The 23866-nt window shown below is 59.5% G+C and carries 19 protein-coding genes and 1 pseudogene; 2 read left to right on the top strand and 18 right to left on the bottom strand.

The features are described from left to right. From BAC01S_RS04350 to BAC01S_RS04335, 4 genes are read right to left on the bottom strand one after another with little or no spacing between them, the layout of a single operon-like run. Positions 1-2724 carry a DEAD/DEAH box helicase gene (locus BAC01S_RS04350; protein WP_027793659.1) on the bottom strand — a complete coding sequence of 908 codons (2724 nt, stop codon included), beginning with the start codon at positions 2722-2724 and terminating at the stop codon, positions 1-3. Next, on the bottom strand, positions 2721-4412 hold the full coding sequence (locus BAC01S_RS30255; RefSeq protein WP_043201093.1) for a site-specific DNA-methyltransferase: 1692 nt from the start codon (positions 4410-4412) through the stop codon (positions 2721-2723). Before BAC01S_RS30255 ends, BAC01S_RS04350 begins: the two co-directional genes overlap by 4 nt. After that, complete coding sequence (locus BAC01S_RS33225; protein ID WP_052408683.1) at positions 4409-5248, bottom strand: abortive infection family protein; 840 nt, start codon at positions 5246-5248, stop codon at positions 4409-4411. Before BAC01S_RS33225 ends, BAC01S_RS30255 begins: the two co-directional genes overlap by 4 nt. After that, positions 5245-8319 (bottom strand): SNF2-related protein, encoded by a 3075-nt coding sequence (locus BAC01S_RS04335; RefSeq protein ID WP_084168172.1) that lies wholly within the window; start codon positions 8317-8319, stop codon positions 5245-5247. Before BAC01S_RS04335 ends, BAC01S_RS33225 begins: the two co-directional genes overlap by 4 nt. A 195-nt stretch (positions 8320-8514) precedes the next feature. Here BAC01S_RS04335 and BAC01S_RS04330 point away from each other — a divergent pair, with 195 nt between their 5' ends. Further along, the gene (locus BAC01S_RS04330) at positions 8515-8883 is read left to right on the top strand and encodes a helix-turn-helix transcriptional regulator (protein ID WP_027793657.1); all 369 of its coding nucleotides are present in this window, start codon (positions 8515-8517) and stop codon (positions 8881-8883) included. A gap of 25 nt (positions 8884-8908) precedes the next feature. On the opposite strand, the pseudogene BAC01S_RS04325 reads toward BAC01S_RS04330, so the two are convergent. From BAC01S_RS04325 to BAC01S_RS04285, 9 genes and pseudogenes are all read right to left on the bottom strand, one after another. Further along, positions 8909-9265 (bottom strand): annotated as a pseudogene (locus BAC01S_RS04325) (tyrosine-type recombinase/integrase); the annotation flags it as partial. Positions 9266-9366: 101 nt separating this feature from the next. Next, a complete protein-coding gene (locus BAC01S_RS04320) occupies positions 9367-9783 on the bottom strand; it encodes a helix-turn-helix domain-containing protein (protein WP_027793655.1) in 417 nt (138 codons plus the stop codon). 1 nt (position 9784) lies between these two features. Further along, the gene (locus tag BAC01S_RS04315; protein ID WP_013698487.1) at positions 9785-10096 is read right to left on the bottom strand and encodes a type II toxin-antitoxin system HigB family toxin; all 312 of its coding nucleotides are present in this window, start codon (positions 10094-10096) and stop codon (positions 9785-9787) included. Positions 10097-10176: 80 nt separating this feature from the next. Next, the gene (locus tag BAC01S_RS04310) at positions 10177-11433 is read right to left on the bottom strand and encodes a tyrosine-type recombinase/integrase (RefSeq protein ID WP_027793654.1); all 1257 of its coding nucleotides are present in this window, start codon (positions 11431-11433) and stop codon (positions 10177-10179) included. A gap of 457 nt (positions 11434-11890) precedes the next feature. Beyond that, complete coding sequence (locus BAC01S_RS04305; protein WP_027793653.1) at positions 11891-13213, bottom strand: HEPN/Toprim-associated domain-containing protein; 1323 nt, start codon at positions 13211-13213, stop codon at positions 11891-11893. 110 nt (positions 13214-13323) lie between these two features. Then, the gene (locus BAC01S_RS04300) at positions 13324-14361 is read right to left on the bottom strand and encodes a PIN domain-containing protein (protein ID WP_027793652.1); all 1038 of its coding nucleotides are present in this window, start codon (positions 14359-14361) and stop codon (positions 13324-13326) included. A 19-nt stretch (positions 14362-14380) separates the two neighbouring features. Further along, the gene (locus BAC01S_RS04295) at positions 14381-16987 is read right to left on the bottom strand and encodes an AAA family ATPase (protein WP_027793651.1); all 2607 of its coding nucleotides are present in this window, start codon (positions 16985-16987) and stop codon (positions 14381-14383) included. Between the two features lie 179 nt (positions 16988-17166). Next, the gene (locus tag BAC01S_RS33635) at positions 17167-17316 is read right to left on the bottom strand and encodes a helix-turn-helix transcriptional regulator (protein WP_196481180.1); all 150 of its coding nucleotides are present in this window, start codon (positions 17314-17316) and stop codon (positions 17167-17169) included. A 215-nt stretch (positions 17317-17531) separates the two neighbouring features. After that, complete coding sequence (locus tag BAC01S_RS04285; RefSeq protein WP_169740096.1) at positions 17532-17858, bottom strand: hypothetical protein; 327 nt, start codon at positions 17856-17858, stop codon at positions 17532-17534. Between the two features lie 378 nt (positions 17859-18236). Here BAC01S_RS04285 and BAC01S_RS34375 point away from each other — a divergent pair, with 378 nt between their 5' ends. Beyond that, complete coding sequence (locus BAC01S_RS34375) at positions 18237-18488, top strand: AbrB/MazE/SpoVT family DNA-binding domain-containing protein (protein WP_155624196.1); 252 nt, start codon at positions 18237-18239, stop codon at positions 18486-18488. 49 nt (positions 18489-18537) lie between these two features. On the opposite strand, the gene BAC01S_RS04270 is transcribed toward BAC01S_RS34375, so the two are convergent. From BAC01S_RS04270 to traJ, 5 genes are all read right to left on the bottom strand, one after another. After that, positions 18538-18768: a type I toxin-antitoxin system ptaRNA1 family toxin gene (locus tag BAC01S_RS04270; RefSeq protein ID WP_027793649.1), complete on the bottom strand. Its 231-nt coding sequence runs from the start codon at positions 18766-18768 to the stop codon at positions 18538-18540. Between the two features lie 63 nt (positions 18769-18831). Next, on the bottom strand, positions 18832-20259 hold the full coding sequence (gene trbL, locus BAC01S_RS04265; RefSeq protein ID WP_027793648.1) for a P-type conjugative transfer protein TrbL: 1428 nt from the start codon (positions 20257-20259) through the stop codon (positions 18832-18834). 200 nt (positions 20260-20459) lie between these two features. Further along, positions 20460-21218, bottom strand: coding sequence for a P-type conjugative transfer protein TrbJ (gene trbJ, locus BAC01S_RS04260; RefSeq protein WP_027793647.1), 759 nt, complete (start codon positions 21216-21218; stop codon positions 20460-20462). Between the two features lie 172 nt (positions 21219-21390). Then, the gene (gene traI / locus BAC01S_RS30245; RefSeq protein ID WP_043201090.1) at positions 21391-23388 is read right to left on the bottom strand and encodes a TraI/MobA(P) family conjugative relaxase; all 1998 of its coding nucleotides are present in this window, start codon (positions 23386-23388) and stop codon (positions 21391-21393) included. Then, positions 23388-23759, bottom strand: coding sequence for a conjugal transfer transcriptional regulator TraJ (gene traJ, locus BAC01S_RS04250; RefSeq protein ID WP_027793646.1), 372 nt, complete (start codon positions 23757-23759; stop codon positions 23388-23390). The genes traI and traJ overlap by 1 nt, the downstream gene beginning before the upstream one ends. Positions 23760-23866: the final 107 nt, after the last annotated feature.

Here is a 23866-nt window from a genome sequence, read left to right as displayed (position 1 = left end):
TCATGAAGTAGCGTACTTGGCCACCAGTCCGTCGAGCGTAGAATTGGCGCGTATCTGATCGTCGGGAATGAGGAGGTAGACCCACGGCTTCGTGCCGCCGCCAGGCGCGTGTTCCGTCGCGGTCTTGCACCACTTGGTCGCGGCGGCGGCTTTGGCCTTGACGGTCGCGTCGTCGAGTTCGTTCTGCGCCTTCACTTCGCAGATGAGCATGTTCGTCTTGGTCTCGACGACGAAGTCCGGCTCGTAGGCTTCGCCCGAGCGATAGTCGATGCGGAACTGGTTGCGCCCCGGCTTTATCCACTTCTCCGTGCTCGGGTCGGCTTCGACGACAACGGCGAGGCGGCGTTCGGGGTCGGTATCGAACTTTTGAAGCGTGTAACAACACTTCGAGAAGCCGCCGAAGACGTGCTTGCGGGTGTCGGAGAGCGGTGCTACGGCCTGCTTGAAGTCGCGGACGCGCTGTCCGGCGGGCACGTTCATCGGCTGGGCTTGGAGAAGCATGAAGCCCCGCGTGACGGTGACTTCGTAGTCGTCCTCGCCAAGCAGCGTCTCGCGGTAGTGGTTCATCATCTGCGCGAAAATGAAATCCGCAAGGTGGCGTCCGTGCCGGAGCAGGACGTTTTCCACCTCGGCGTCGTTGGCGAGATAGGACTTCACGCGCGCGACGACTTGCCCCGCCAGCTTGTAGAGCAAGCCAGCATGGGCGTCGTAGTCAATCTCGTTGCGCTCGATGAGGTAGCGCAAGAGATAGTCTTCCGCGCGGCCCTCGCGCGGATCGTCGATGGCGCGGGCGAGATAGACCCGCGCCTGGGTGCGCAGGTCTTCGATGATGATGCCGTCCTCAATCGGGCGCAGATTGACGGACGCGAGGTTGTCGAGGTCGAAGTCCTCGAAGGTGAACGTCACCTGCTTCTTGGGTAGGACGACGATTTGCGGGATGGAAATGGTGCGGTCGGCAACCGTGACGGCGACGGTCTGCACGATTTGGTCGATGCGCGGCGCTTCGATGATGCCTTCGAGCGTGCCCTGAACGGGCCGCACCAGCTCGCGCACTTCGTCGGCAATCTGCTTCTGCACTTCCGCGCCGCGCAACGCCTCGGCGCTTCCGAGCTTGCGCTCGTAGCGTTTGATGACTTCGAGCGTGACTTCGGCGGCCTTCGCCTCTGTCGGCGACTTGAATACGAAGGCGTCGCGCTCTTCCTTGGCAAAGCCGGGGATTTCCGGTTGCACACCCGTCACAATCATTTCGACAACGGAGGGCGCTGTCACAAGGGTCGCGCCCGTTACGGAAATATCCCCGCCTTCCCCGATTTCGACAGTCTTCATGACGATGGAGCCGGGCTCGCGGGCCTTGGCGATGATGTCGTCGAAACGCTCGTGGGCGATGACGGTGAGCCGGTCAACGGCGGCGAACTCCTCGTTGCCGCCCTTGGACACGCGCTTTCCGAAGGGCAGACGAAGGCCGCGCCCCAAGGTCTGCTCGGTCAGTATTTCGGACGCGGAGGCGCGGAGCGGAACGATGGTATAGAGGTTCGTCACGTCCCAGCCTTCCTTGAGCTTGTTGACGTGGATGACGATGTCCGTGCGCGCGTCCTTTTCGAGCGCCACCAGACGCGCGGTCGCGTCTTCGCTTTCTTCGCCGCGGAGGGCGGAATGTACTTCCGCCACCTTGTCCTTGAAGCGGCCCTTGAAGAAGTCCTCAGATTCGATGAAGTCGCGCAAGCGCTTGGCTTCGGTCGTATCCGCCGCAACGACGAGGATGAACGGATGCACCTTGGGCGCTCCGGTCGTGCGGTGATAGCGGTCGAGTTCCACGGCGACGTGGTCGTGGTTGTGGACGGCATCTTCGAGCTTGATGCGCTCAAGCTCCTTGTCGCCCACGGATTTCGGGTCGAAGTCCTTGCGGGTAGCGACGGCGGGCTCCTTGACGAAGCCGTCCTCCATAGCCTGCCCGAGCGTGTAGCTGTAGATGACGTTCTTGAACGGCACGGGCCGCGCGCCCACGGTCTTCGGCGTCGCCGTCAGTTCCAGGCCGAGAATGGGCTTGAGGCCGTCGATGGCGGCGGCACCCGCGCTCGCTCGGTAGCGGTGCGCTTCGTCCATCAGCAAGACGAGGTCGTCGAGCTTGGAGAGGTAAGCGTAATAGCTCTCGCCGATGGTCTCTTGAAGCCGCTTCATCTTCGGCTTGCCGCGCGGGCTTTCTTCCTTGTTGATTTTATCGACGTTGAAGATATTGATATGGACGTCGGAGCCGAAGATGTCGGTCGAGCGTCCGGTCTCGTACCGCACGCCGACGCCGCTTTCATAGTTGTCGCCGGTGATGATGAGCGGCAGGTTCGCCGCGAATTCGGCAATGCCCTTGAAGACGTACTTCGGGCTGTCGAGCGAGAAATCCGCAATCAGCTTTTCGTAGATGGTCGTGTTCGGCGCGAGCACGAAGAAATGGCGGCTCTTGCCCGTGAGGTACAGATAGGAAATGAACGCGCCCATCAGGCGGGTCTTGCCCACGCCTGTCGCCAATGCGAAGCAGAGCGATGGAAACTCGCGCTCAAAGTCCGTGACGGAGGGATAGAGGTCGCGGATGGCGGCGAGCGCGGCGGCGGGGTCGCCACCCTTTTCGAGCGCAATCCTGCTGGCAACGTCGGCGAGGATTTCCAGCGAATCCACCTGCGGCTTGCGTAGCGAAAGCCGCTGGCTGATGGTGCGGACGGTACGGTCGGTCACTTTCCGCCCTCCTGGCTGAACAGGTCATCCTGTGAAGTGCCATTGCCGTTGCGCTTCTTGCGCGTCGTGGGTGGTTGGGCGGGGTCGTCGGCTCCCTGCACCTCGCGCGGGGCTTCGGGCAGGTTAGCCACGTTGAGGCTGTAATCGTCGTGACCCCATTCGCACTTGCGAAGCACGGCTTGGGGGATTTTCCTGATAGTGAGATTTGGGAAGGCGTCCGCATTGGCGCGGAACGCCTTGCAGCACACCAGCAACGTGCGCTCGTCGCCGACCATCTCGGAAATTGCTGAAAGCTGTTCGTGCGTCAGGCCTTGGGTGGTGACGTAGATGAAGTCAGTCTCCGAAGATCGCCCCTGCATCCAGTAGTGCGTCTCGTCGGGCTGATAGACAAAGCCCATCAGCTTACACACGGCCTGCGAGAGCTTCGCAGGGTCGAATTCCTTGGAGATAATCCAATTTCCCCACGGGTCTTTCTCAAGGAGCGACGGTGCCAGGCGGTAGTATCGGAACCCGCCGCCGCCTTTCCATTCGACGGCCTCTGTGACGCCGCCGGCGTCCGTGCCGTCGATGACCTTTTTCAAACGGGGAGCAATGTGCGTTCCGCAGTGCTCTCCGAGTTCCACCATGACCCACCGCCGCCCCATCTTGTGCGCAACGGCTCCTGTTGTGCCGGAACCGGCAAAGGAGTCGAGAACGAGGTCGCCAGGGTCGGTTGCAATGTGGATGATTCGACGAAGCAACCGTTCGGGCTTCGGCGTAGGGAAAGGGTCATCCTTCCCGAAGAGGTAGTGCATTTCCTTCTTGGCTTCATCCGTATGACCGACTTCATCATGAGGCCACCATGTCCACGGCACGAACCCTTCGACCTCATCGAGATAACGGATGACATTGGGCTGGCTGTTGTTGTCTTTGCCGAAATAGATACGGCCTTCGGCGCGGAGCTTGAGAAATTCCGGCTCAATCATCGACCAGCATCGGCCTTCAGGCGGCTCGTGAACCGCGCCGCTAGGGGCGACAATCTTGTACATCTGATTCGACCGATACCCCTGCGCGGTCATCGGAATGGGCCGCCAACGACCGCGCTTGTCATCATTTACGTTCTTGTAGACCTTTGCCTGCTCTTCGGTGATTGGCACAAGATTGCGGGCGGCCTTGAACAGATTGGGATTTCTGGCATACACGAGGACGTAGTCATGGGCGTCGCCAATCGCCTCGCGATTCTCCCTTGAGTAGCGTTTCTGCCAGACATTGGATGCGATGAAAGAGCCGCGGCCTAGAATCTCATCTAGCAGCACCTTGAGGTAATGCGCTTCATTGTCGTCAATGGTTATCCAGAGCGAGCCGTCTTCGGTGAGAAGCTTGGCGAGAATTTCGAGCCGGTCACGCATGAGCGACAGCCAGATCGAATGTTCGACGCCGTCGTCGTAGTGCTGGAAGGCGCTTCCAGTGTTATACGGCGGGTCGATGAAGACGCATTTCACCTTCCCCGTGTACTCCTGCTCAAGCGCCTTGAGCGCGAGCAGATTGTCGCCTTGGATGAGGACGTTGTCGAAGATGTCGTGGTCAGTGAAGAGCGCCTTGGCGTGATGAGACTTCTCCGCGTCTTCCAGAAGGATGCGCGGCTCAAGGCGCGGGCGCTCGTCCTTGCCAATCCATGTCAGTTCCAGACGTTGCTTTCGGTTGCTCATGATGCGGGTCGCCGATTCTTCTTCTGTTGATATTCAAACGATTCCAAAAGGAATTCGCAGAGGGTGAAAGCCGCATTGACCGCGAGCTTCGCGTGGTGGGGGGCCGGGTTGTAGCGGCGGGCGTGGCGGTCGCTGGCCTTGTTGGCAACCTCGAACAATCCGGCAACTTGCCGTTGGAGACCTTCCAGAATTGTCTTGATGTAGTTCTCAAGGGAGTCACCCTTGGGGTCCAGGTGCAAGGGCGCAGCGACGGCTTTGTAGAGGGCGCGGATATCGCCCTCGCTTTCGTTGAAAGCGATGCCGGTCTTGCGCAAAAGCTGTTTCAGGAACTCTTCGACGAGCGTATAGGCGTTGGCGATTGCGCCCGCCGCGTCGCCGTTGGCGATTTTGTGCCGCGCCTTCTCGACGTGCTCCTGTATGGATTCTTCCGTGAGGCGAACAAGCGTCGGGGCATGGACAATTGCGGCGGCGAGCGAGTCGGACGTGAAGTGCCCGTTCTCGTAGCGGAAGCCGTCGCGCTCCATGCGGCGCAACAGGCTGTTGATGGTCGCTCGCAGCTTGTCGTTCGGCGCGGCATCCTGGGCGCGTCGCAAGTCCTCGATAATTTCTTCGTAGGTGACGAGGAGCTTGCGCGTGTCCGCGGGCAACGAGAAGTCGATGTTGGCGTAGTAGGTCTCGACCGAGCTTCGGCGCTGGCCCCCGACCGGCGGTTCGTAACCGGCCTTGGGTGACAGGCCACCCGCCTCGAAGAACATATCTATCTCGCGCAAGGTGGAACCGACGAGCACTTCGCGGAACTCGTTGCGCGTCGCCTTGCTGATGAACTCCCTGCTCATGTCACCTCCCACCGGATGGTGAAGAGCGGGGCAAGAAACGGTTCGAGAAGCAGGCTCGCCTGAATCTTGTCGAGCATGGCTTCGACTTCCTCGCGGATTTTCTCGCGGCGGTCGAAGAACTCGCGTTTCAGCTTGTCGCGCTTGGCTTCAAGCCCGTTGATGCGCTTCTTCTCGGCGAGCTTTTCCGCCATAGGCAGGGTCGAGCCGCGCATGGCCTTCTTGGCTTCCTTGACTTCCGCTTCGACGGTCTTGATTTCCGTCTCGAAGGCGCGTTCCAGGTCTTCGGCGTAGTGGTCGAGGTTTTCGCTTTCCACGTCGAGCCATTCGGCGTTCTGCTTTTCCGCCTCGTCCAGAAGCTCCTTGCGACGCACGGCTTCACAGCCCTGCAAGGCGTCCTCGGGCGGGATGCCGACGGGCGGCTCGTTCTGCGCGGGTACGCGGAACAAACGCTCGAAGGTTTCGGTGTGGATGGCCTCGCCGTCATCGGTGACGGCAGCCATGACCAGATGTTCGCGCGTGATGGCCTTTGTTACGATGCTGAGCTTGCAGATGCGCGCCCATCCGGCCTTGCCGCGCAAGGGCTCCACGTCGGCCAGGCGTCCGCCGCGATAGCTTGAAAGGTCGAAACGCAGGCACGAAGCCGCGTCGAAGCGGCGCTCCTTCGCTTTCTTGACCACGTCCGTCGCCAAGGTGCCTTCCATCAGGCGGAAGAACCGCCAGCCCTTCTCGTCGGCGAGAGGCCATTCGGTTGTATAGGTTTCGCCGCGGTAGTCGAAGCGGCGTTCGTCGTTCGCGTGGAAGCGCGCCTCGGGAATCTCGGCCCGCGCGACGTAGAGAAGCTGTTTCTCGAAGTCGGAGAGCTGGTTGCGGATTTCGTCCTTGCGGGTCTTGAGGCGGTCGATGACCCTCTCGTCCACGGATTCCAAAAGCCGCTTGCGCGCGTCAAGTATCTGCTCGTCGATTTGCGCTTTCAGGTCGTCTTGCAACTTGTCGAAGGCGGCGTCGATTTCGGCTTCGGTGCGGGCGCTCTGCACGATTTGGAAGATGCGGCGCTCGATATCCACGCCGCGCTCGATGACGCCCAGCACTTCGTCGCTCGCGCCGAAGACGCCCTTGAACAAATTGAACTTCTGGTCGAGAAGCTGGTGGATGCGCTGTTCGGCGTGGTTCTTGAGGTTGAGGAAGTTGACAACGGTTACGTCAATCTTCTGCCCGTAGCGGTGACAGCGCCCGATGCGCTGTTCCACCCGTTGCGGATTCCAAGGCAGGTCGAAGTTGACCAGGAGCGAGCAAAATTGAAGGTTGATACCCTCCGCGCCAGATTCCGTGGCAATCAGGATGCTCTTGCGGTCGCGGAAGGCTTCGACGATAGCGGCCTTCATGTCCGCCGTCTTGGAGCCGGAGACGGCGTCGGTGCCCTTGTTCTGCGCGAGCCAGTTCTGATAGATGGACTTGCTCTGCGGGTCGGCGTTCGAGCCGTTCAGAAGCACGATGTCGTCGGCATAGCCCTTCTCGGCGAGAAGCGCCGCAAGATAGGTCTGCGTCCGCACGGATTCGGTGAAGATGACGGCCTTGCGCTGTCCACCTTTCTTCACGATTTCGGCAAGAACTTGGGGAAGCGCCCTGATGAGCGCGTTGCCTTTTTCGTTCTGCCCGATGGAGAGTGCCAGCTTGCGGTATTCCTCAAGCTCGGCGATTTCCGCTTTCAGCTTCGCGGGGTCAATCGGCGGCGCGTCCTGCGCCTCGCCATTGCCGTTGTCGTCGAACTCTTCGGCCTCTTCGTCGATGACGTCGTAGTCGGCGACGGTCTCGACGGTCGGCGTCTCCATCTGCTTGAGGCGGTCGACGATTTTCTTGAGTGTGTCGGCAATGGCGAAGGTGGACGAACCCAAAATCTTGCGCACGACCATCGTGACAAGCTGGTTCGGCTTGTTGCCAAAGGCAATGGTGTCCTTCCGTTGCAGATAGGCTGACACGTCGCCGTAGAGCTTCAATTCGTCTTGCGAGGGCGCGTATTCCATCGTGAGCGGACTGCGCTCGGTGTAGCGGATAAGGCCCGCCTGTTGCACCTGACGACGGAGGGTACGCTTGCAAATCGGTTCCAACCGCTTGCGCAGGAAGATGTGTCCGTTGCGCGCCCCCGCGCCCACGACGTACTGGCTGCGGAACGAGTCCTCGTCGCCGAAGTGGTGCTCGTCGAGCACGGAGACGAGGCCGTAGAGTTCCATCAGCGAGTTCTGCAACGGCGTCGCCGTCAGCAGAATCTTGAAGAACGGGCGCGTGGCGTCGCGGAGCTTCTTGGCGCGCGTGGCCCCGTCCTTTCGGTAGACGTTGCGCAGGCGGTGCGCCTCGTCGAACACGACGAGATCCCACTGACCGGAGCGAATCTCGTTGTCCTTGAGCGCCGCGAATTCATAGGACGTGATGACGACGTGGTCGGGATGCGCGAAGGGCTTGGCGATGCCCTTCTTGCGCAGGTCGTTGTAGCTCTTGCGCTCGACGATGACAGAGGGGAGAGAGAACTTGTCGTAAAGCTCCTGGCTCCATTGCTTGCGCAAGGAGGCGGGCACGACAAGCAGGATGCGGCGCTTTCGCTCGGCCCAGCGCTGGGCAATGACGAGGCTCGCCTCGATGGTCTTGCCAAGGCCGACTTCGTCGGCGAGCAAGACACCCTTGGTTAAAGGAGAGGCCAGCGCGAAAAGCGCGGCGTCCACCTGATGCGGGTTCATGTCCACGCGGGCGGTCGAGAGGGATTGCGCCAGCGCATCCTCCCCCGTGCCTTCCAGCGTGATGCGGTGGGCGAAGAACGTGCCCTGTTGGGGGGAGTAGTGCGCGCCGGGGAGCGTGGTCTCGGCGGGCGGCTCCAGCGCACCGTCCGCGCCGTCATTGGCGGCGATGTCGGCGGCGCTCTGGTTCTTGAGCCAGAGCGTGATCGTGACGCGGTCGAAGCGCCACGAGCCGCCGACCTTCATGCCGGGAATCTTCGCGGCGGCGGCCAGCTTGTAGACCGTCTTTTCGTTGATTTTCAGGAGGTCAGCCACCTCCCGAATCGTGAGAATATTTTCCGACATGGTTGGACTATACCCTATCCCGAGCCATGTGCGTAGAAAATTAGAGAAAATTAGAGAAATAGACGGGAAATCTATCAAAATCAATAATTTATCTCATGTTTCGCCTCCCCGCGCCGTGTCATTCGCTGCGCTACGCCACAGCAAGTTGTCCCGATAGGTGCCGAACCTCACCATACCTCCATGCACAAGGTACTCATGGAACCCGTCGTGGAAACCCTGCCCCCGCCTGTCCTCGATGCCAGCCGCCCCCTGCCACTGCCAGGGACGGAAGCCTACGAGGCGCTGCCACAGTTTCCGAAGAGCCCGCTTCCTTTCCGGCGCACTATCCGCCGGCAAGAGCTGCGGCTGATCGTCCCTCTAGCTGAAACGACGATCTACGAGATGGAGCGCCGCGGCGAGTTCCCGCGCCGCTTCAATCTGACGCCGCGCTGCGTCGTGTGGGACTTGGCCGAAGTGGAAGCATGGATCGAGCAGCGCAAGCAAGCACCTCGCTGTCGCGTCTCCAAGCCGGATGTCCACCAACGAAAAACCCGCCCTGTTCGGGCGGGTTCGAGTGAGGAATGAAGCCGCGCAGCGGCTTCTCATCCGATCAGGCCACCGCGCTCAGTGCCGGTACGACTACATTCTTCGGCAACAGCGTTGGCATGTAGGTCTGCCCACTGCCCCAAGCATCGACCAAGTTAGCCCACTCTTGCAGCATGTGGCGCCGTTGCTCCGCGTATTCGGCCTTGTTGTAGACCGAACGCGAGGAACGCCCATCCTCGTGAGCCAGGCACTTCTCGATCCAGTCACGGTTGAAGCCGATTTCGTTCAGAAGCGTTGAGCCGGTGCGGCGCAGGTCGTGGACGGTGAACGGTTGCAGCGGCAGCCCCTTGGTCTTTGCCGCCTCCGCGATGAACTGCGTGACCCGATTCAAGGTCGCATTGGACATGAACCGCCGGCCTTCTTTCGTCACGTTGACCTGCGAAGCTACGCCGTGCCACGCCCAACACGTCCGCCAAGTGGCAGATCGACGCGCGACCCTCATGCACCGGCGCAGGAATCAATTTAGTCGAAGAAAACAGCCGGGCTGACTGAGAACCGCTTGCTCAATGCCGCTATGTGGTCGCGAGTCAGGTTGCGGCCTCGGCCATTGAGAATCTTCGACACGAGCGACTTGCTGCCGATCTCCGGCAGGTCGGCCACGCCCAGCCCATGCTGCTCCATCAGCAACCGGAGCACATCGACGCCACCCAGCTTCGCCACGCGCGCATTGAACGCCGCAAACTCGTCGGACTCGTTTTCCCAGATTTCGATGGAGCGGGCCAAGATCTCGATCAGTGGGCGGTTGGCTTCGTAGTCTTCGACCAGTTCATCCATCAACGCCAGCGCCTGGGCGTAATCATCTTCATTGGCGATATGGCCAATGAAACCCGCCTCGTCGAACAAGGCATGGGCTCGTTCCTTGATGGCGGCAAATCCCATTTCAGTCGCCCTCCTTCCGGTAGCGTTTGCAAAGCTTGTCGTACTCGGCATGGGTTGTGATGTGCTTGACGTACATGCGGTTGTCGCGGAACTCGATGAAGGCAATCAGTCGAAGATTGTTGCCGCCAATGTCCAGCACCCACCACTTGTCCTTGTACTTGAAGTTATCCAGCGACGGAAAAACCTGTCGCAGCGCCTGTGGTGTATCGAAATCGCCGGACCGCAGCACCCGGTAGGTGCGGTCGATCGCTTCGGCGTCGTTCGGATAAGCCTTTGCTGCGTCGCTGAACGGCTTTCTGGATATGACGTGCATGTCGTTCCATGCTCACAGATATAAGGATAGGAAGAAGTTGACTTTTTGTCAACTTCTTCCATCGATGCAATTTAGCCGGCTCAGGCCAATGCGCTCAACGCCGGCACAGCCACGTTTTCCGGCATCAGCTTCGGCACATAAGTCTGGCCACCGGCCCAGGCATCGACCAGATTGGCCCACTCTTGCAGCATGTGACGTCGTTGCTCGGCGTACTCGGCCTTGTTGTAGACCGAGCGCGAGGAGCGTCCCTCTTCGTGCGCCAGGCACTTCTCGATCCAGTCGCGGTTGAAGCCGATTTCGTTCAACAGCGTCGAGCCGGTACGGCGCAGGTCATGGACGGTGAACGATTGCAGCGGCAGCCCCTTGGCTTGTGCGGTCTCTGCCACAAGTCCTGTGACGCGATTCAATGTCGCATTGGACATGTATCGCTGCGCATCGTAACGAGAGGGGAAGACGAACCGTGAACCGGCCGCGCAAGCGTGCAGCGTCACGAAAATGTCGAGCGCCTGGCGCGACAGATAGACCACATGCGGATTACGCCCCTTCATCCGCTGCTTCGAAATTGTCCAGGTCTTGTTCTCGAAATCGACCTCATCCCAGGTAGCCTGGATCAATTCGCTCTTGCGTACCAGTGTCAGCAGGATCAGGCGCAGTGCCAGCTTGATGGTCGGATAGGTCGCCACCGATTCCATCTGCTGCACCATCAGCCGGATTTCCAGCGGCGACAAGGCGCGATCCTTCGACACGAAGGTAGCGATCGTGGATGGCCCCACGCTGTCGGCGGGGTTGTCCACCTTTTCCCCGTGAGCGATGGCGTGGACGTAGACCTGCTTCACGATGTCCCGAATCTGCACCGCCGTAGCCGGTGCCCCACGCTCCTTGACCTTGCTACACAAAATCCGCAGGTCGTCAGGCTGGATTTCGGTCAGCAGGCGATTGCGGAAAACCGGCAGGATGTCCCGGTCAATGATGTGCTTGCGTGCGGCGCGGGTGCTGTCGGCCCATCGGGTATGAGCCAAAAATGTGTCCATCGCCGCGCCGAAGGTCTTGATGTCGGTCACGCGGCGTTTCTCGCGCTGCTTTTCAAGCGCGGGCGATGTGCCTTTGAGAACGGCTTTACGCGCGTCCAGGAGTAGTTCACGCGCCATCGCTAGCGAAATACCGTCAGGCCCATAGCGCCCGAGGGTTAGCGTTTCACGGCGACCATTGAGACGGTAATCGTAGCGGAAGGTGACGGTACCGCTGGTCGATACCGTCACGTACATCCCGTCCCGGTCAGAAGCCTTATAAATCTTGGACTTAGGCTTGAGATTGCGTAGTGCAGCGTCGGTGAGCATCGAGGTTTCCTCCGGTATTTGACGGCTTTACCGTCAGGTTTTACCGTCAGGGATCGGGAGACCTGTTGATGCCCGGAAAGCCGCGTAAAACAAGCTTTCCCGAGAAGACTTTTACCGTCAAAGACGGCAAAAGTCTGAATAGTGAACGAGAATGTCTTAATCTGGCCTCGATTTTTACCGTCAGCTCTACCGCCAACTTATTTTGCTGGCCGGCGATAGCCACCGATAGGTGCCGAAACATATTTATTTTAAAATCAACACGTTACGACAGTTTTTCGATAGCTGGCGATAGTCTTCGAAGGACCTAAATTCACTCCCACTCAATTATAAATTAGAACAAAAAACACATTATTTTCCGCCACTTACGCGAAATATTTCAGGCAATGCCATGGAAAATACCATACCAACCATGAACATCTACAGCGCACCGGCTGGCAGAAAGTGATTTTCTTAACCATCAGAAGGCATCTCTCAACTCGATGTTCGCCGGATCCCATTGGTCAAGAGCGATCGCAGTGCATTCGGCGATGAGCAGATCGAGAACCGACTCGATCTTGCGCACATCGTACGTACCTCGGGCCAACGTCTCAGCCGACTGCTTCAAGAATTCCTTGCTATAGGATTCCTTGTACTCCAGCGCTCCTTGATATGTGCCCAGGCTCTTCTTGTAGTTGGTCCAAAGTACTTTGGCCGGCGGGTGACCGCCGACGTTCAGATCGAGATAGCACTCGATTGCCGCGGCGCGGCGGTTAATGTTCGAGTTGTGGAGGCCCTCAGGACCTTCTGCAGGAAACGAGCGGAACGCCTCAAGCTCAGGCAACATGATTCCGCGCATGTTCGCAGGTAAGGTGAGTGCGGACAAGCGCTGATGGGCGTCGAGCCCCTCAGCGTCATTGTCGAATACGAAGATGACCTGATTCTGGACATCTATCTTAGCCAGCCCTTCCGCGAACTTCACCAGGTTGCCTGTGCCCGAGAATGGGTGGCTTTCACTTACGTCAATGAAGCGGAAGAAATCTGCGATCCCTGGCCGCAACAGCGCGAGCGCATGCGTCAAGATGTGGACGTCCGAGCTGCCCTCGGTTGCGATCAGGAACGTCTCGGTTCGCCGAGCGTGCGGCACGAACTCCCGCTCTGTTGCCCACCCGTTCTGCACCAATAGTCCATACTGCCAGACAACGGGAGCGTCCTCGTTCGCCTTCGCCTCCGCAAAGAGTCGCAGAACTGAGTACGGATGCAGGATATCTACCAACCCGCCGAAGAAGCTGCGTTCCGAATAGGCATGTACATCATAGGAGCGGTAACGGGGAATCCGCTCGAACTGCGTTCCGTTGAAACGTCCTCGGATCTTCTCTTCGCTTGCATCGTCTGTGCTCGAGATAAAGGTGTCGTCGAGGCCATCGAGCGGGTGTGCGATGACAAACGCGCAGAACTCTGCAAAGCTCATTAGGTCGGGAACAGGCACGTCATCATCGTGCCGGAGAGATTCCCTCTCCTCTAGCCAGTCTTGCGCGACCGCGTCATATTCACGGCGGACGCGTTCCAAATTAAAACCCAGGAGTTCGAGGCGCGGAACGACATCCTTGAGCGGCCGCGTGAATGCCATCTCTGATGGCGTGGGATCCTCGCCCTCCTCTGTATACCAATCGTAGTCCAACTGGTCGCTCTTGATCGCCTTTCGATCCCGTTCTTGAAAAAGCGATCCATGATCAATTCCGCGGTGGTTCTTGCTATAGGTAACTGTCACACCGGCGACATCGAGCGTAATTTCCGTACCCACGCTGGCCCCTTATTATCGTGCGGCGCCATGGGCGCCCTCATGTAGCACTTTCACCCGCGCTACGGATGCCTGACTCACAGACATCGCGACACACGGGGCATCCATTCCGCCTACGTATCCAGCATGTCCCACTCATCGCCGAGTACCCAGCGTATTGCAGACAGCTTGCCGTTAATCATTCCCCACTCGAAGTCGGTCCAAGGGCCTAGATTGTCCTTGCCAAGCTCGTCTTCAGTCCGCTTCATCGCAGCAAGCATCCCTTCCCAAACTGTGTCGACCATGAGGCCTCGGCGCTCTTTCGGAGTCGCCCTCTCCCACTCCTCTTTGGGCACCAATTTCTCGGCTCCGCGTTCAACGCGATCAATGATGCCCCACTTCCTGTTGTACCAGACCTGTTGAGTCAGCTTATCTTCTGCCTCCAGCAGTTCCGATAGCTGTCGTGGTTCCTGGCTATATTCACGATCAAATTTGATTTCCTCGATCAAATCGCTCGCAAATTCATTAAGCAGCGCCCCCAAGTTGGTCGAGTATCGGGAGCGCGCCCCGTCGAAGAGGGCTTCTAGGTCCGGGTGCGGTAAGCGTGTGTCCGCTCCCTTCTGGCTGAAATCGTGAATATTGTGGGTAACGAACGCGAACATGTCGTCATCCTCGCGCTCAGCCAGCGCGTCAACATAGGTTTCGATGATGATGGCATCTCCGATGCCGTTCATCTGCCGGTGAAAAGGTGCGACCTTGGCGATAGCGCGGTCAGCGGCGCGTGCCTTGATACTGTCGCTGATCGGCACTGGCTCCACCGTGGCGAACAGCTTCTCAATCAGGCCCACGGCCTCGTTCACCGCCTCACCACCAGTGGCGATGCGGTGGTCAATCTCGTTTAGCTGCTTGAGCGTCGCTTCCCTCCCATCTTCAGGAGCGAACTGCACGATTGCCTCTCTAACCCGCTTGAAGTGGCTTGAAAGGCTGACTTTGCTTGCCGCCATCACTCGATCTCGGTTCCGGGCAAATTCATCGACGATGATCTGCGGCAGGATCAGCGCAACCTCGTTCGCTTCCGTCATTGTCGACAAAGCGTCTAGCAGAGGGAGTTGGCGAGGGTCCTTTGTAAGATCAAGCCACACCGATGTATCGATCAACAGTTTCAAGGTCATAGTCGGCACCGACGAGAAATCAGGGCAATCTTGCAGCGCCTTGGCGCTGCCGCAGGGTGTCTGCCCAAGTAGCTAGAGCATCAATCTCGGCTGACAGTGCATCTGGCCGTGGCAGCGGACGGTTCAAAGCCGGAGCTGCGCTATGCAGCAACTCCGAGCAGCGCCCGAACGCGTCCCGCATAGTCTCGCAGTCGGCAATTGTGATCGCGGTCAGTTTGATCAGGCCCGTCGTTTTGATCTCGTTGGACAGGCGTCGGATAACGTGCCCGACAACTTCCTCAACCGCGATTTCCCACGTATCCCGCAACGCTCCGGCAATGGATTTGACGGTTTTCCGCCATTCATCGTCGTTGCCTTGTTCGAAATGATATCGCTCGTTCGCAAGCTGATTGGTCAGGCTTGCCGTGATGTCGCTGACCCGACGCGCCTTGAACGGCGGCTCACTCCGGCAAAAGCCAGCCTTATCAGCGCCGCGGCTGACAGAACTAATCGCCATCTGCGGTTTAGGCTGGGCGTCGTCCGCCGCTCGATTCAGCTCGAAGAGAAAAGCTAAATCGTGGGTAAAGACGATCACCTGACGGTGAGCGGCTTCGGCGACCAGGCGCTTGGCGACTGCCTCTCGGTGCATGTGGTCGAGAGAGGAAACGGGATCATCAAACACGATGCCAGACTTGTTTTCGGTAGTAGCAAGTTCGGCCATGAACGCGGCCAACGCAACGCAACGATGCTCGCCTTCACTCAATACCTGCCCGACAGCAGCGTTAGGCTTCCGGGTGAGCGCGACCTTAAAACGGGGAATACCTTGAACGCTGTTTTGCTGGCGAAGCTCGACAGCTAGGCCCGCGATCTCGAAACTCGCCACTTCGTGCGCGAACTGCGCGCGCAACGCGTCCGTCACCAGTGCCTGTGCAATTTCGGTACTCTTCGTTGTGATGCGATTGGTCGCCGTGTCGCGCTGGGCCGCCTCAAGCCCTCCTATCTGCCCGAGGCGCTCAACTTCAGCAAGAACGTCGGCTTTGATGCCTCCAAGCCATTGACGATCGGCCAGTTCAGCCTTTTCGGCGAGTAACGCGGCACGGGCCGCAGAACCTGCCTCGGCCGCCAGGGCATTCGCGCGCGTTCCGATGTCCGCAGCCTGATCGACCAACGCCTGACGCTGATATGCGGCAGCAGGAACGTCGAAAGCACCAGCGGGATTTACATGGCGCCGTCTAATCTGGCGGTGGCGCCACAGGGCGCGCACGGCAGCGTCTCTGATCTCTACCGCCAAGGCATCCTGCCGGAGTTCGTCCCGGACGGTCGCGATGATGCCCGCAAGGTCGGCAAGCGATACCGCCGCGCCTTCGAACGCCGTCAACGCCGTGTTGTATGCGGCTCGGGCAGCCTCAGCGCGCTGCTGGCTGTCATCGCGCACAAAAGCCTCAAAACGGTTGAGTCGGTCAGCTGCAACCGGGGTCAACTCTTGCTGGCAAAGCACGCACACGCTGCCCAGATCAGTGACAGGGAAGCGCCGATCGGGATAAGCCTCCTCGTCCGAAAATGCCCGCGCGCTGGCCCATAACGCTTGCCAAACCTCCGACCCGATCTGTGGCAGCGGCTCGTCCCGGAAAAGAGCACCGGACGCAGCTTCGGCAGCTTGTCGCGCCGCGTCGCGGGCAGCAACATGACGACGCAAGTTATTCGCGGCATCGTCGCTGATCGAAGCAAACAACCCGTCAAGACGCGCAATATGCGTCTCAACCTTGGCCTTCAAGACGGTGAGCTGACGGGAAGCGCGAGCTGGATCGCCGGCAAGGTCAGCCGTGAGTTGGGCCAATCGGTCTTGCTCTACTTGGGTCAGCGTGGCCAGCGCTTCGATAGCCACAGGATTGGTATTGGCAGCAAGGCCGGCCATGAGCCTACCGACCGCCGTTTCTCGGCTACAGGCCGGCGTCCTGATTGCTTCAGGCGTTTGCGCCTTTATCTGCGTGACTTCGGTAGCCAGCTTGTCCTTCACCGACTTACAGAGCTGCGCCAGCGCACCAAGCAATTTGAGCGGGAACGGTGTGTACGCCACATCATTCGTTTCATCGACGTGGATGTTGGCGGTGCGGGAGTCGAAAACGCTGACGGCCGACAGCGCAGTGTCAGCAACCTGTCCGAGCTGCCACATGCAAGTACGATTCTGGCCGCCGATAGCGTATTCAATAGTGGCGCTTGGCGTTCCCGGCGCGGGATCATAGATGTCGGTGATGATCTCCTCGGCACGGCTCGGCATACGTGCTCGGCATGCCTTTTTCAGAATCCGCGCGTAGCCAGATTTACCTGATCCATTGTCGCCGTAGATGACGGTCAATCCCCCTTGGCGAAGCGTAAGCCGCTGGTCAGGAGCTAAGGCGTTGACATGCCGGACTCCGTGTATCTGCCGCAGATAAACTTCACCCTGATCGCGGTTGGGATTGCGTAAATGTCCTGCTTCCAGTGAAGCCGCCGGGCGGTCTCCCTTGCAGATGGCAACCAGTTCGTCGATCTCGGCCGGCTCCAATTTCGCCTGTGTCGCGAGTCGGCGCAGTGCGTCGCGCTGCCAGCCCGGACTATCGGCAGACCACGCAAGGATATTGGCCATTACCTCCGCTTCGGTCGTCATCCCCCTGCCCCCAAATTGATACCCCACGCATTTTAGGCAGATTTTGGATTACACAATCCAAAACATTTGCGCATCGACGACCGCTTTATGCGTCGATCGGGGTGCACTTGCTATCTACCGTTCAGGGGGCGCACGCGCGGCTGTTTCCGGGCCAGCGCAGCTGCCAGGCCGAACTCGGCTTACAGGGACGACCATTCGCGTGCCGTGCCGACGCCGGCCCGCTCGAGGCGCGCGGCGAGGTTGGTGCTGATCGCGGCGCGGCCGTTCAACACGCGCGACAGCGACACCCGGCTCACGGCCAGCCGTTCGGCCGTCCCGTCACGGTACATCGGAGGTGCTTGACCACATGCCGGACACCCGAGCTGTCCGTTGACACATGAGGGATTAGCCCAAACCGCCCTTCCTACCAAGAGCGCATGTCTTTTTTGCCGCTAAATTCCAGTCTGTAGCCGCCGAGAAGCCTGGCAAATTCACTGCGGCGCCGATCCCTCAAGTGTCAAAGACCGCGCATGCCATCAGACGATCTCCTCATAAGGCCCAAGGCTCACGGGTTTTCGGTAGGCAGATGCGAGTCCTTCCAAACCTGCCGAAACGCAAGCTCGACCGCATCCGGTTCAAGGCGACGTTCATCCATCAGCCAGGCCTCCCCTGCGGACAGCGCCTCCGAGCGGTTGCAGTAACGTTGCTCCAGTGCACTAAAGATATTCCCCGTGCGGATGTTCACTTCCCAGGCTTGACCATCGTGAGTACGGCACACGGCATAGGCAAAATAGCTTCTCGCGACGTTCATTTCGTCGTAAGCCGTCTGCAGCTCCGCGCGTAGCGGCGGCAATCCATCAACGGTGCCACATCCAAGGTTACGGTTGCTCATCGCGATTTCCTTTCGGTTTGACTTCCTAGCGTCCGACGAGGCTCATCGCAACCGCGCACTATGCGAACACGTCCGCCTCTGACTGAAACGTTTCGATCTCGCAATTTCGATCGAGCGCTCCTATCCTACCGAGTGAATCCCCCCGTTGCTCCAAAATTTCACTCGCGCGTCGGGCGCATATGCACTTGGCAGCATCTCCGTTCGCAGGGTGAAAGGCCTGCCGTTGCGTGTCACGCACCTCCGCCATAGGCATCGCGATTCTCACTATGATTGGTAATCTGGCGACTCATCTAGAACACGTCGAGTTCAGGACCGCACACTTCTGGCTGGCCCTGCTACGCAACCATGACTTTCGCAGTCGCCATCTGAGGAGCTGCAATGAACGCCAAGAAATCAGTGACGATTGAAGAAATGAACGAGGTCATAGCCGAAAGTCGGACAGCAGCGGGTCTAGCCGGCCTCGTTCCGGCCGCAGAAATCGACGCGTGGGTGGCGAGTTGTAGAACCGAAAATGTTAGCCCCGTACCTTTACTCGCCGATCTGCTCGTCAGCATCACTCCGGACAATCGACATGGAGAGATTGATTTCGGGCCGCCGGTCGGCCGCGAGATCCCAGATCAAGACAATTGAAAAGGGCGATCAGTTGACAGTGCCCGCCCTTTTCACACCCATATTTGCGTCAGTGTCGAACCAACAGCCGCTCAACGGCTGTCTTCGCTTCATGAAAATCCGTTGGCGTCGCTCGGCCTGTTTCGGCCTGGTAGAACACGACCATGAACAAGTTTGCGATCGCCTCGGCCATCTGCGCTAGCTCGCGCGCAGTGTCCTGATCCATGAAATGCAGCGCCGCGAGCTGCTTCGCCGCGTACTGGATAACCTGTTGCGCTTCTGTATGATGTGCAGTTGCCATGCTTCACCTCTCTATCAGGTGTTGTCGTGGAGTGCCGGCCGGTTGCCGCCGGCCGGTGCATCTTCACGTGTCCTGCAAAGGCTGTCGATTGACGAACGCGGCTACCTCCTCGTTGATTGATTGGGGTCGGCTCTGTGCACCGCCAACGCTGTCGCCAGTGAAACTCGCTGCATCCGCTCCAGCCTGTTGCTTAGCCGTCGAACCCTCCTGAATAACCGACGAGATCTTGCCACCCGCGGTCTGGGCGATACGATCCCTCGCAGCGCCCATCATGCCGGCGGCCTTGTCCTTGGCAACAGCACCTGCTCCTTGGGCCAAACTTGCGCCCATGTCGGCCGCGAACTTGCCGGCGTTGCCGAACACCGACGCGAAACTACTACTTCCGCCCGACGAACTGCCGCTCGTACCACTACTGCCGGAACCACCACCCGTAAACATGCCATTACCACTCGCCATGTTCTGCTGTGCAGACTGGAATGCTGCTTTCAGTGCCGACGCACCGCCGGCCGCACTTGACGCAGCTCCCATTGCGGCGGAGCCAGCCGCAGAAGCAGCACCAACCGCAAATCCTGCCGCGCCTATTGCCGAACCTGCGGCAGCGGCCGCCGCACCAGCACCGAAAACGCCGATTCCTCCCGTCGAGCTGCCGCCAACAATACTTGCGAGCATGGGTGGCACCTTATTCACCAATGCAAGCAAGACAATGGACACCAGAAGGAGCAAGAACAACGCGTTTAGCGAAAGCTCAGCGCCCTTGAGCGAGTCGTAATATTGATCAACAAATGACTTGCCTATGCCGACCAGCAGAATCATGGCGAATAACTGAACGCCGACGCCAAGGACGGTTTTATAGAACTGGATCGCGATGTCAGATGTCCAGCGCGCTCCACCGAAGCCCAGCAAAAATACCCCACCGTAAGCGAGCATCCAACCCGTCACCAGGAGCAGCAGCATATTCACGCCGACCAATGCGAGAACAACGAGATTGATGCCGGCAACCAGGATTCCGATGGCTGACTGGACGGGCTCAGACCAATGACTGCCGTCCGAAACACGTTTCAAGATATCGAAGCCTATATCGACGATTCCTGAGGGGGCCAGGCCGTTGCTTAGGCCCGATGCCTTCGCCGCGATCTGTCTCATCGAATCGGTTATCGAGATTGAAATTGCCGGGCCATTGCTGAGAATCCACCAGAAGAAACCCAACACGGTGAAAAACCGGATTGTTTCAGCCAGGAACTCACCGATATCTGCCTTGCGTAGGGCCATCATCCCGTATGTCCACGTCATGCTAAGCAGCGCAAGCCCCCAGAAAAGCCAGGAGGCATAGCTCACCATCGTCGCACTCCAGCTACTGGCGACGTCGGCGTATCGTTGCAGGATGGTGTTCAAAAGATCATCGCTTCCGTTCGTCACGGACACCGCTGCATGAGCGTGCCCGGCAAACGCGACGGTTGCCAGAAAGAGACTTGTTGTTGAGAGCTTTTTCATCGTATTACCTCACCACTGTTTCGAGGAACTTGGTTTGCTGGTCCCACCGAGAAAGCAACCGCTGGCCGGGATATCCTTGCAAGACGTTTCGCTCGCATCGCGCATGTCTTCTTTCGCATGTCGATCGCACCCAGCGAGCAGCCCCAAGGCGACGGTGATGACCATGATGGCGACTGGCATTCGCATGGCTACACCTCCACTCACCACTGTTTATCGGAACTGCGCTTGCTGGTTCCGCCGAGAAACTGCGAACTTGCTGCCATCTGTTGAGCTTCCCGATCTGCCGCTACCTGCGCGCGCGTAGCCTCCGCCGCCTGCTGCGCGACGAGCAGGCCACGGATTTGCAGGAGCTGGTTAGCCTGCGCGCTGGCGAGCTGATTCGCGGCTTGGATCGCCTGCATCTGCCCCGTCGCGCTGGTAGCTTGTGATTGCAACGAGCGAAGATTCGCTGCATCGGCCGTGAGCGTCTGTTGCTGCTGATCGACGCCTTTTAGCACTGCATCGTTCGCGGCCTTGACCGAGGACGAGCCGTTGGCCTGTGCATCGATCAACGCCTGTCGCTGTGCATTCGTACAGCCGCTCGATGTGAAGCATGGCGACGACCTGTAGTAGCTCACGTCCTCATAGCGGGAAAGATATTGATCGAGACTGCCTGCCTGGCTCTTGAACTGCGTCAACACATCCTGCGCGGCTAGCAACTTGCTAATCGTCTGGTTCGCCTGGTCCCACACCCAGGCGGCCGGCGCGAGCGTGTTTTGCAGCATGTTCTGGTACTGCTGCAACTGCGTCTCGTACTGCTGAATCTGTTTTTCGACCGCTGCGACGTTCTGGATTGCGCTGACGGTGGCCTGCGCAACGTTCGTGGCGTCGATGACCGGAATGCCCTGTGCGCCGGCGGACATCACAACGCCGAGCATCACGGCCAGCGCGGCAGTTTTAGCAGCTAAAATTTTTCTCATGACGGATACCTCTGATACGTGGCAATCGGTACATCGAATGGCTGCGCCACGAAAGCCATCGGTGCTTGACCTGGGCGACACCGAAGCCCGGCCATCTTGGGGTGATGTCACGGTGTCGGAGTGCCGGACGATGCTCAGGCTGACCGGCACACACGCCTGCTCAGCATCCGCGTCAGCGCGAATGCCCTTTCGGCCTGGCTCGCGCCTCGCGCAACTGCGAGTCGCCATTACCCTGTGCTGCGGCCTCACGGCGCATCCTTGCAAGTTCGATTTCCTGGCGTTCGGGCGACTGGGCATTGAAGCGCTCGATGCGCTGCTGCAGCGTCTCCGGGAGGCTTTGCCATGCGCTGCCCCGATCACCGTAGCCGTTGGCGCGCATCTTCCTGCGATTGGCGACGGCCCGAAACCGGCTCACGGCCTGACTTGCCGCCTGCTCGGCCCGTTGACGAACATGGTCGGGCACAGACGGCGGAATGGTCGCCGGACGGGCGACCGCCTGCTCGCGACCACCGATAACCAACGCGCGGAGCTGGGACAGCGTACGCAGACGATTCCTGCTCTCCGGTGGAGGCTCCTGTCCGACTGGTTTCAGGGCGGGCCGGCGGGTCGGCACTCGGGATCTATGTGCGGCCTGGTCGCCCAAATGCTGCTGCCGCAACCTCTCCATCGATGGATCATCGAACGTGACCGGAAGTCGCATATCGACCGCCGCACGAATTACACGCGCCTTGAATTCGGCGCTACCGGTGACAGCGATACGGTCGCCGTATCGCTCGGCTGCCATCCGTAACGCCTGTTGCACGCCGGCCTGATCCGCTTCCCGCGACACCTGGAGACGATCGCCGTCATCGCGCACTGCGCTACCGCCAGCGCGATAGATGATCGTCCCCTTCTTCGTGATGTTGTCGATCACCGGGGCATGACCAGGCTGGGCCTGCCCTTCGGCCCGAATGGTGTCGCCCTTTAAGCCTTGGGCGGCCTCTCTGGCTCTCAACGCAGCCAATGCCTCGGCATTACCTTGCAAGGCTTCCTGCTTGAGCCAGTCGGCCCATGTGTGTCGGCGATGCTGTTCATACAGGTGCTTGCAGGCAACACGATGCTGCGCGTAAATCGATTCCAGCTCCGACTTCATCGCACCGCTTACCTGCGCATACAGCAGCTTTTGGGTTAGGCGACCACCGCCCAGCAGCTTGATCGCTGCACGACGCGCGTGCCCCACCTTCTTGGCGTTCTCGACCTGCTCTTCCTTCTGGCGACGCAGCTCGGCCAGCGCGGCTGCACGGTTCGTGCTGATGCGCCGCTGCGCGGATTGATACTGCGCATACAGTTCCACCGTGTTCACGCGCAGCCGCAAGGGCTCTTTCCGGTACTCTCGTTTCGGCCGTGCGTCGGCTTGTCGTTCCGGCGATGCAGAGAACGGCCCATACTGGCTTTCCAGCTTCGCCTTTGAGAACTCCCGGCCCAAGGTACTCGCCTTGATCTGCATACCGTTGCCGGCCTGGATCACCAGCCCGTTCCCCTTCGCACGGATTTCTAGTCCGTTCGCGCGCATGACATCGTGCAGCTCAACCCAGCTCCGAGCGCCACGAATTTCCGTAACGCACTCGCGCTTGATCCAGCCGACCAGACTTTCGATGCCGGAATGCCGCTCCATATCGGCAGCGCTTGCCTCGGCACCTCGCCGACGCGGCTCATGGTTGTCGCGTTGCAGACCGTAGGCACGTTCAAGCACGTCGCACAGTTCAGCCAAAGCCCGATGCGGGTAGTACGGCTCATGAATCGTGTTCCGCACCGGGTGAATCTTGTTGATGGCGATATGGATGTGCAGATTGTCGGTGTCGTGATGCACTGCACTGACGCGCTGATGCTCGCCAAACCCGAGGCCGGCGCATATCCGAGATTCGATGGCTTCCAGGGTCGCTGCGTCAGGTTGTTCGCCGGCGCGAAAGCTGACCAGGAGATGGTAGGTCTTGTCGCCCTTCGCCCGGGTATTCGCACGCTGCGTCGCGAGCACTTCAGTCATGGCGTCTCGCACCGTATAGGCAGCGCAGTTCGTCATACGCACTTCGCCAATCCGGTGCTCCCTTGCCTGATCGGCCGTGATGTACTTCACAAGCTCGACGAAATCGCTCTTGCCGAGTGACCGCATAGGAACGTGCTTCGCGATCATCACCGGCCCCTCGGCCGCATCACGCTTTCCATGATGTGGCTCATCTCGTCGCGGGTCGCCTCGATCCTCGACAACAAGGCGTGAATCGTCGCCGGGGTAAAACCTGCAACACGCGCGTCGTTCGTCAGCCATAGTTTGAGCAGGCCGCCAAGACGGCCGAGATCGCCGTTCACGCGCACCAGCTCGCGTACCTGCTCGGCATCGACAATCCCCTCGACCCGATACCCCAACCCGACCAGACGCAGGTACGTCGAGGCGCTGTTCCCGCTCGCAGCTGCAAGCGTCTCAATTTCTGCCCGCTCATCGGGCAAGCAATACACCTTGATAGGTGTCGTGCCCTTGCGCGTCGCGGCTTTCACCGTTTCCTCCATCCGAATCCTCGCGGTCAGTCTCGCCGGCATCGCCGGCTGGCCTCGCAGAGCGGGATGCCCGTTGAGTACCGAAGGTGCGAATAAGGGAAAGTGAAATAGGAACGCCG

The sequence above is a fragment of the Paraburkholderia acidipaludis NBRC 101816 genome (assembly GCF_000684975.1).
GTDB classification, from domain to species: Bacteria; Pseudomonadota; Gammaproteobacteria; order Burkholderiales; family Burkholderiaceae; genus Paraburkholderia; species Paraburkholderia acidipaludis.
Note: the sequence above shows the minus strand (reverse complement) of the source record. Positions and strands in the feature narration are given on the sequence as shown.

What these genes read in the sequence shown, in the direction of transcription:
- traI (WP_043201090.1), bottom strand. Translation starts at nt 23,388, where the DNA reads ATGATCGCGAAGCACGTTCCTATGCGGTCACTCGGCAAGAGCGATTTC.
- BAC01S_RS04330 (WP_027793657.1), top strand. Translation starts at nt 8,515, where the DNA reads ATGGAACCCGTCGTGGAAACCCTGCCCCCGCCTGTCCTCGATGCCAGC.
- BAC01S_RS33635 (WP_196481180.1), bottom strand. Translation starts at nt 17,316, where the DNA reads ATGTACCGTGACGGGACGGCCGAACGGCTGGCCGTGAGCCGGGTGTCG.
- trbJ (WP_027793647.1), bottom strand. Translation starts at nt 21,218, where the DNA reads ATGAGAAAAATTTTAGCTGCTAAAACTGCCGCGCTGGCCGTGATGCTC.
- trbL (WP_027793648.1), bottom strand. Translation starts at nt 20,259, where the DNA reads ATGAAAAAGCTCTCAACAACAAGTCTCTTTCTGGCAACCGTCGCGTTT.
- BAC01S_RS04285 (WP_169740096.1), bottom strand. Translation starts at nt 17,858, where the DNA reads ATGAGCAACCGTAACCTTGGATGTGGCACCGTTGATGGATTGCCGCCG.
- BAC01S_RS04300 (WP_027793652.1), bottom strand. Translation starts at nt 14,361, where the DNA reads ATGACCTTGAAACTGTTGATCGATACATCGGTGTGGCTTGATCTTACA.
- BAC01S_RS34375 (WP_155624196.1), top strand. Translation starts at nt 18,237, where the DNA reads ATGAACGCCAAGAAATCAGTGACGATTGAAGAAATGAACGAGGTCATA.
- BAC01S_RS30255 (WP_043201093.1), bottom strand. Translation starts at nt 4,412, where the DNA reads ATGAGCAACCGAAAGCAACGTCTGGAACTGACATGGATTGGCAAGGAC.
- BAC01S_RS33225 (WP_052408683.1), bottom strand. Translation starts at nt 5,248, where the DNA reads ATGAGCAGGGAGTTCATCAGCAAGGCGACGCGCAACGAGTTCCGCGAA.
- BAC01S_RS04270 (WP_027793649.1), bottom strand. Translation starts at nt 18,768, where the DNA reads ATGGCAACTGCACATCATACAGAAGCGCAACAGGTTATCCAGTACGCG.
- BAC01S_RS04310 (WP_027793654.1), bottom strand. Translation starts at nt 11,433, where the DNA reads ATGCTCACCGACGCTGCACTACGCAATCTCAAGCCTAAGTCCAAGATT.
- BAC01S_RS04295 (WP_027793651.1), bottom strand. Translation starts at nt 16,987, where the DNA reads ATGACGACCGAAGCGGAGGTAATGGCCAATATCCTTGCGTGGTCTGCC.
- BAC01S_RS04320 (WP_027793655.1), bottom strand. Translation starts at nt 9,783, where the DNA reads ATGGGATTTGCCGCCATCAAGGAACGAGCCCATGCCTTGTTCGACGAG.
- traJ (WP_027793646.1), bottom strand. Translation starts at nt 23,759, where the DNA reads ATGGAGGAAACGGTGAAAGCCGCGACGCGCAAGGGCACGACACCTATC.
- BAC01S_RS04315 (WP_013698487.1), bottom strand. Translation starts at nt 10,096, where the DNA reads ATGCACGTCATATCCAGAAAGCCGTTCAGCGACGCAGCAAAGGCTTAT.
- BAC01S_RS04335 (WP_084168172.1), bottom strand. Translation starts at nt 8,319, where the DNA reads ATGTCGGAAAATATTCTCACGATTCGGGAGGTGGCTGACCTCCTGAAA.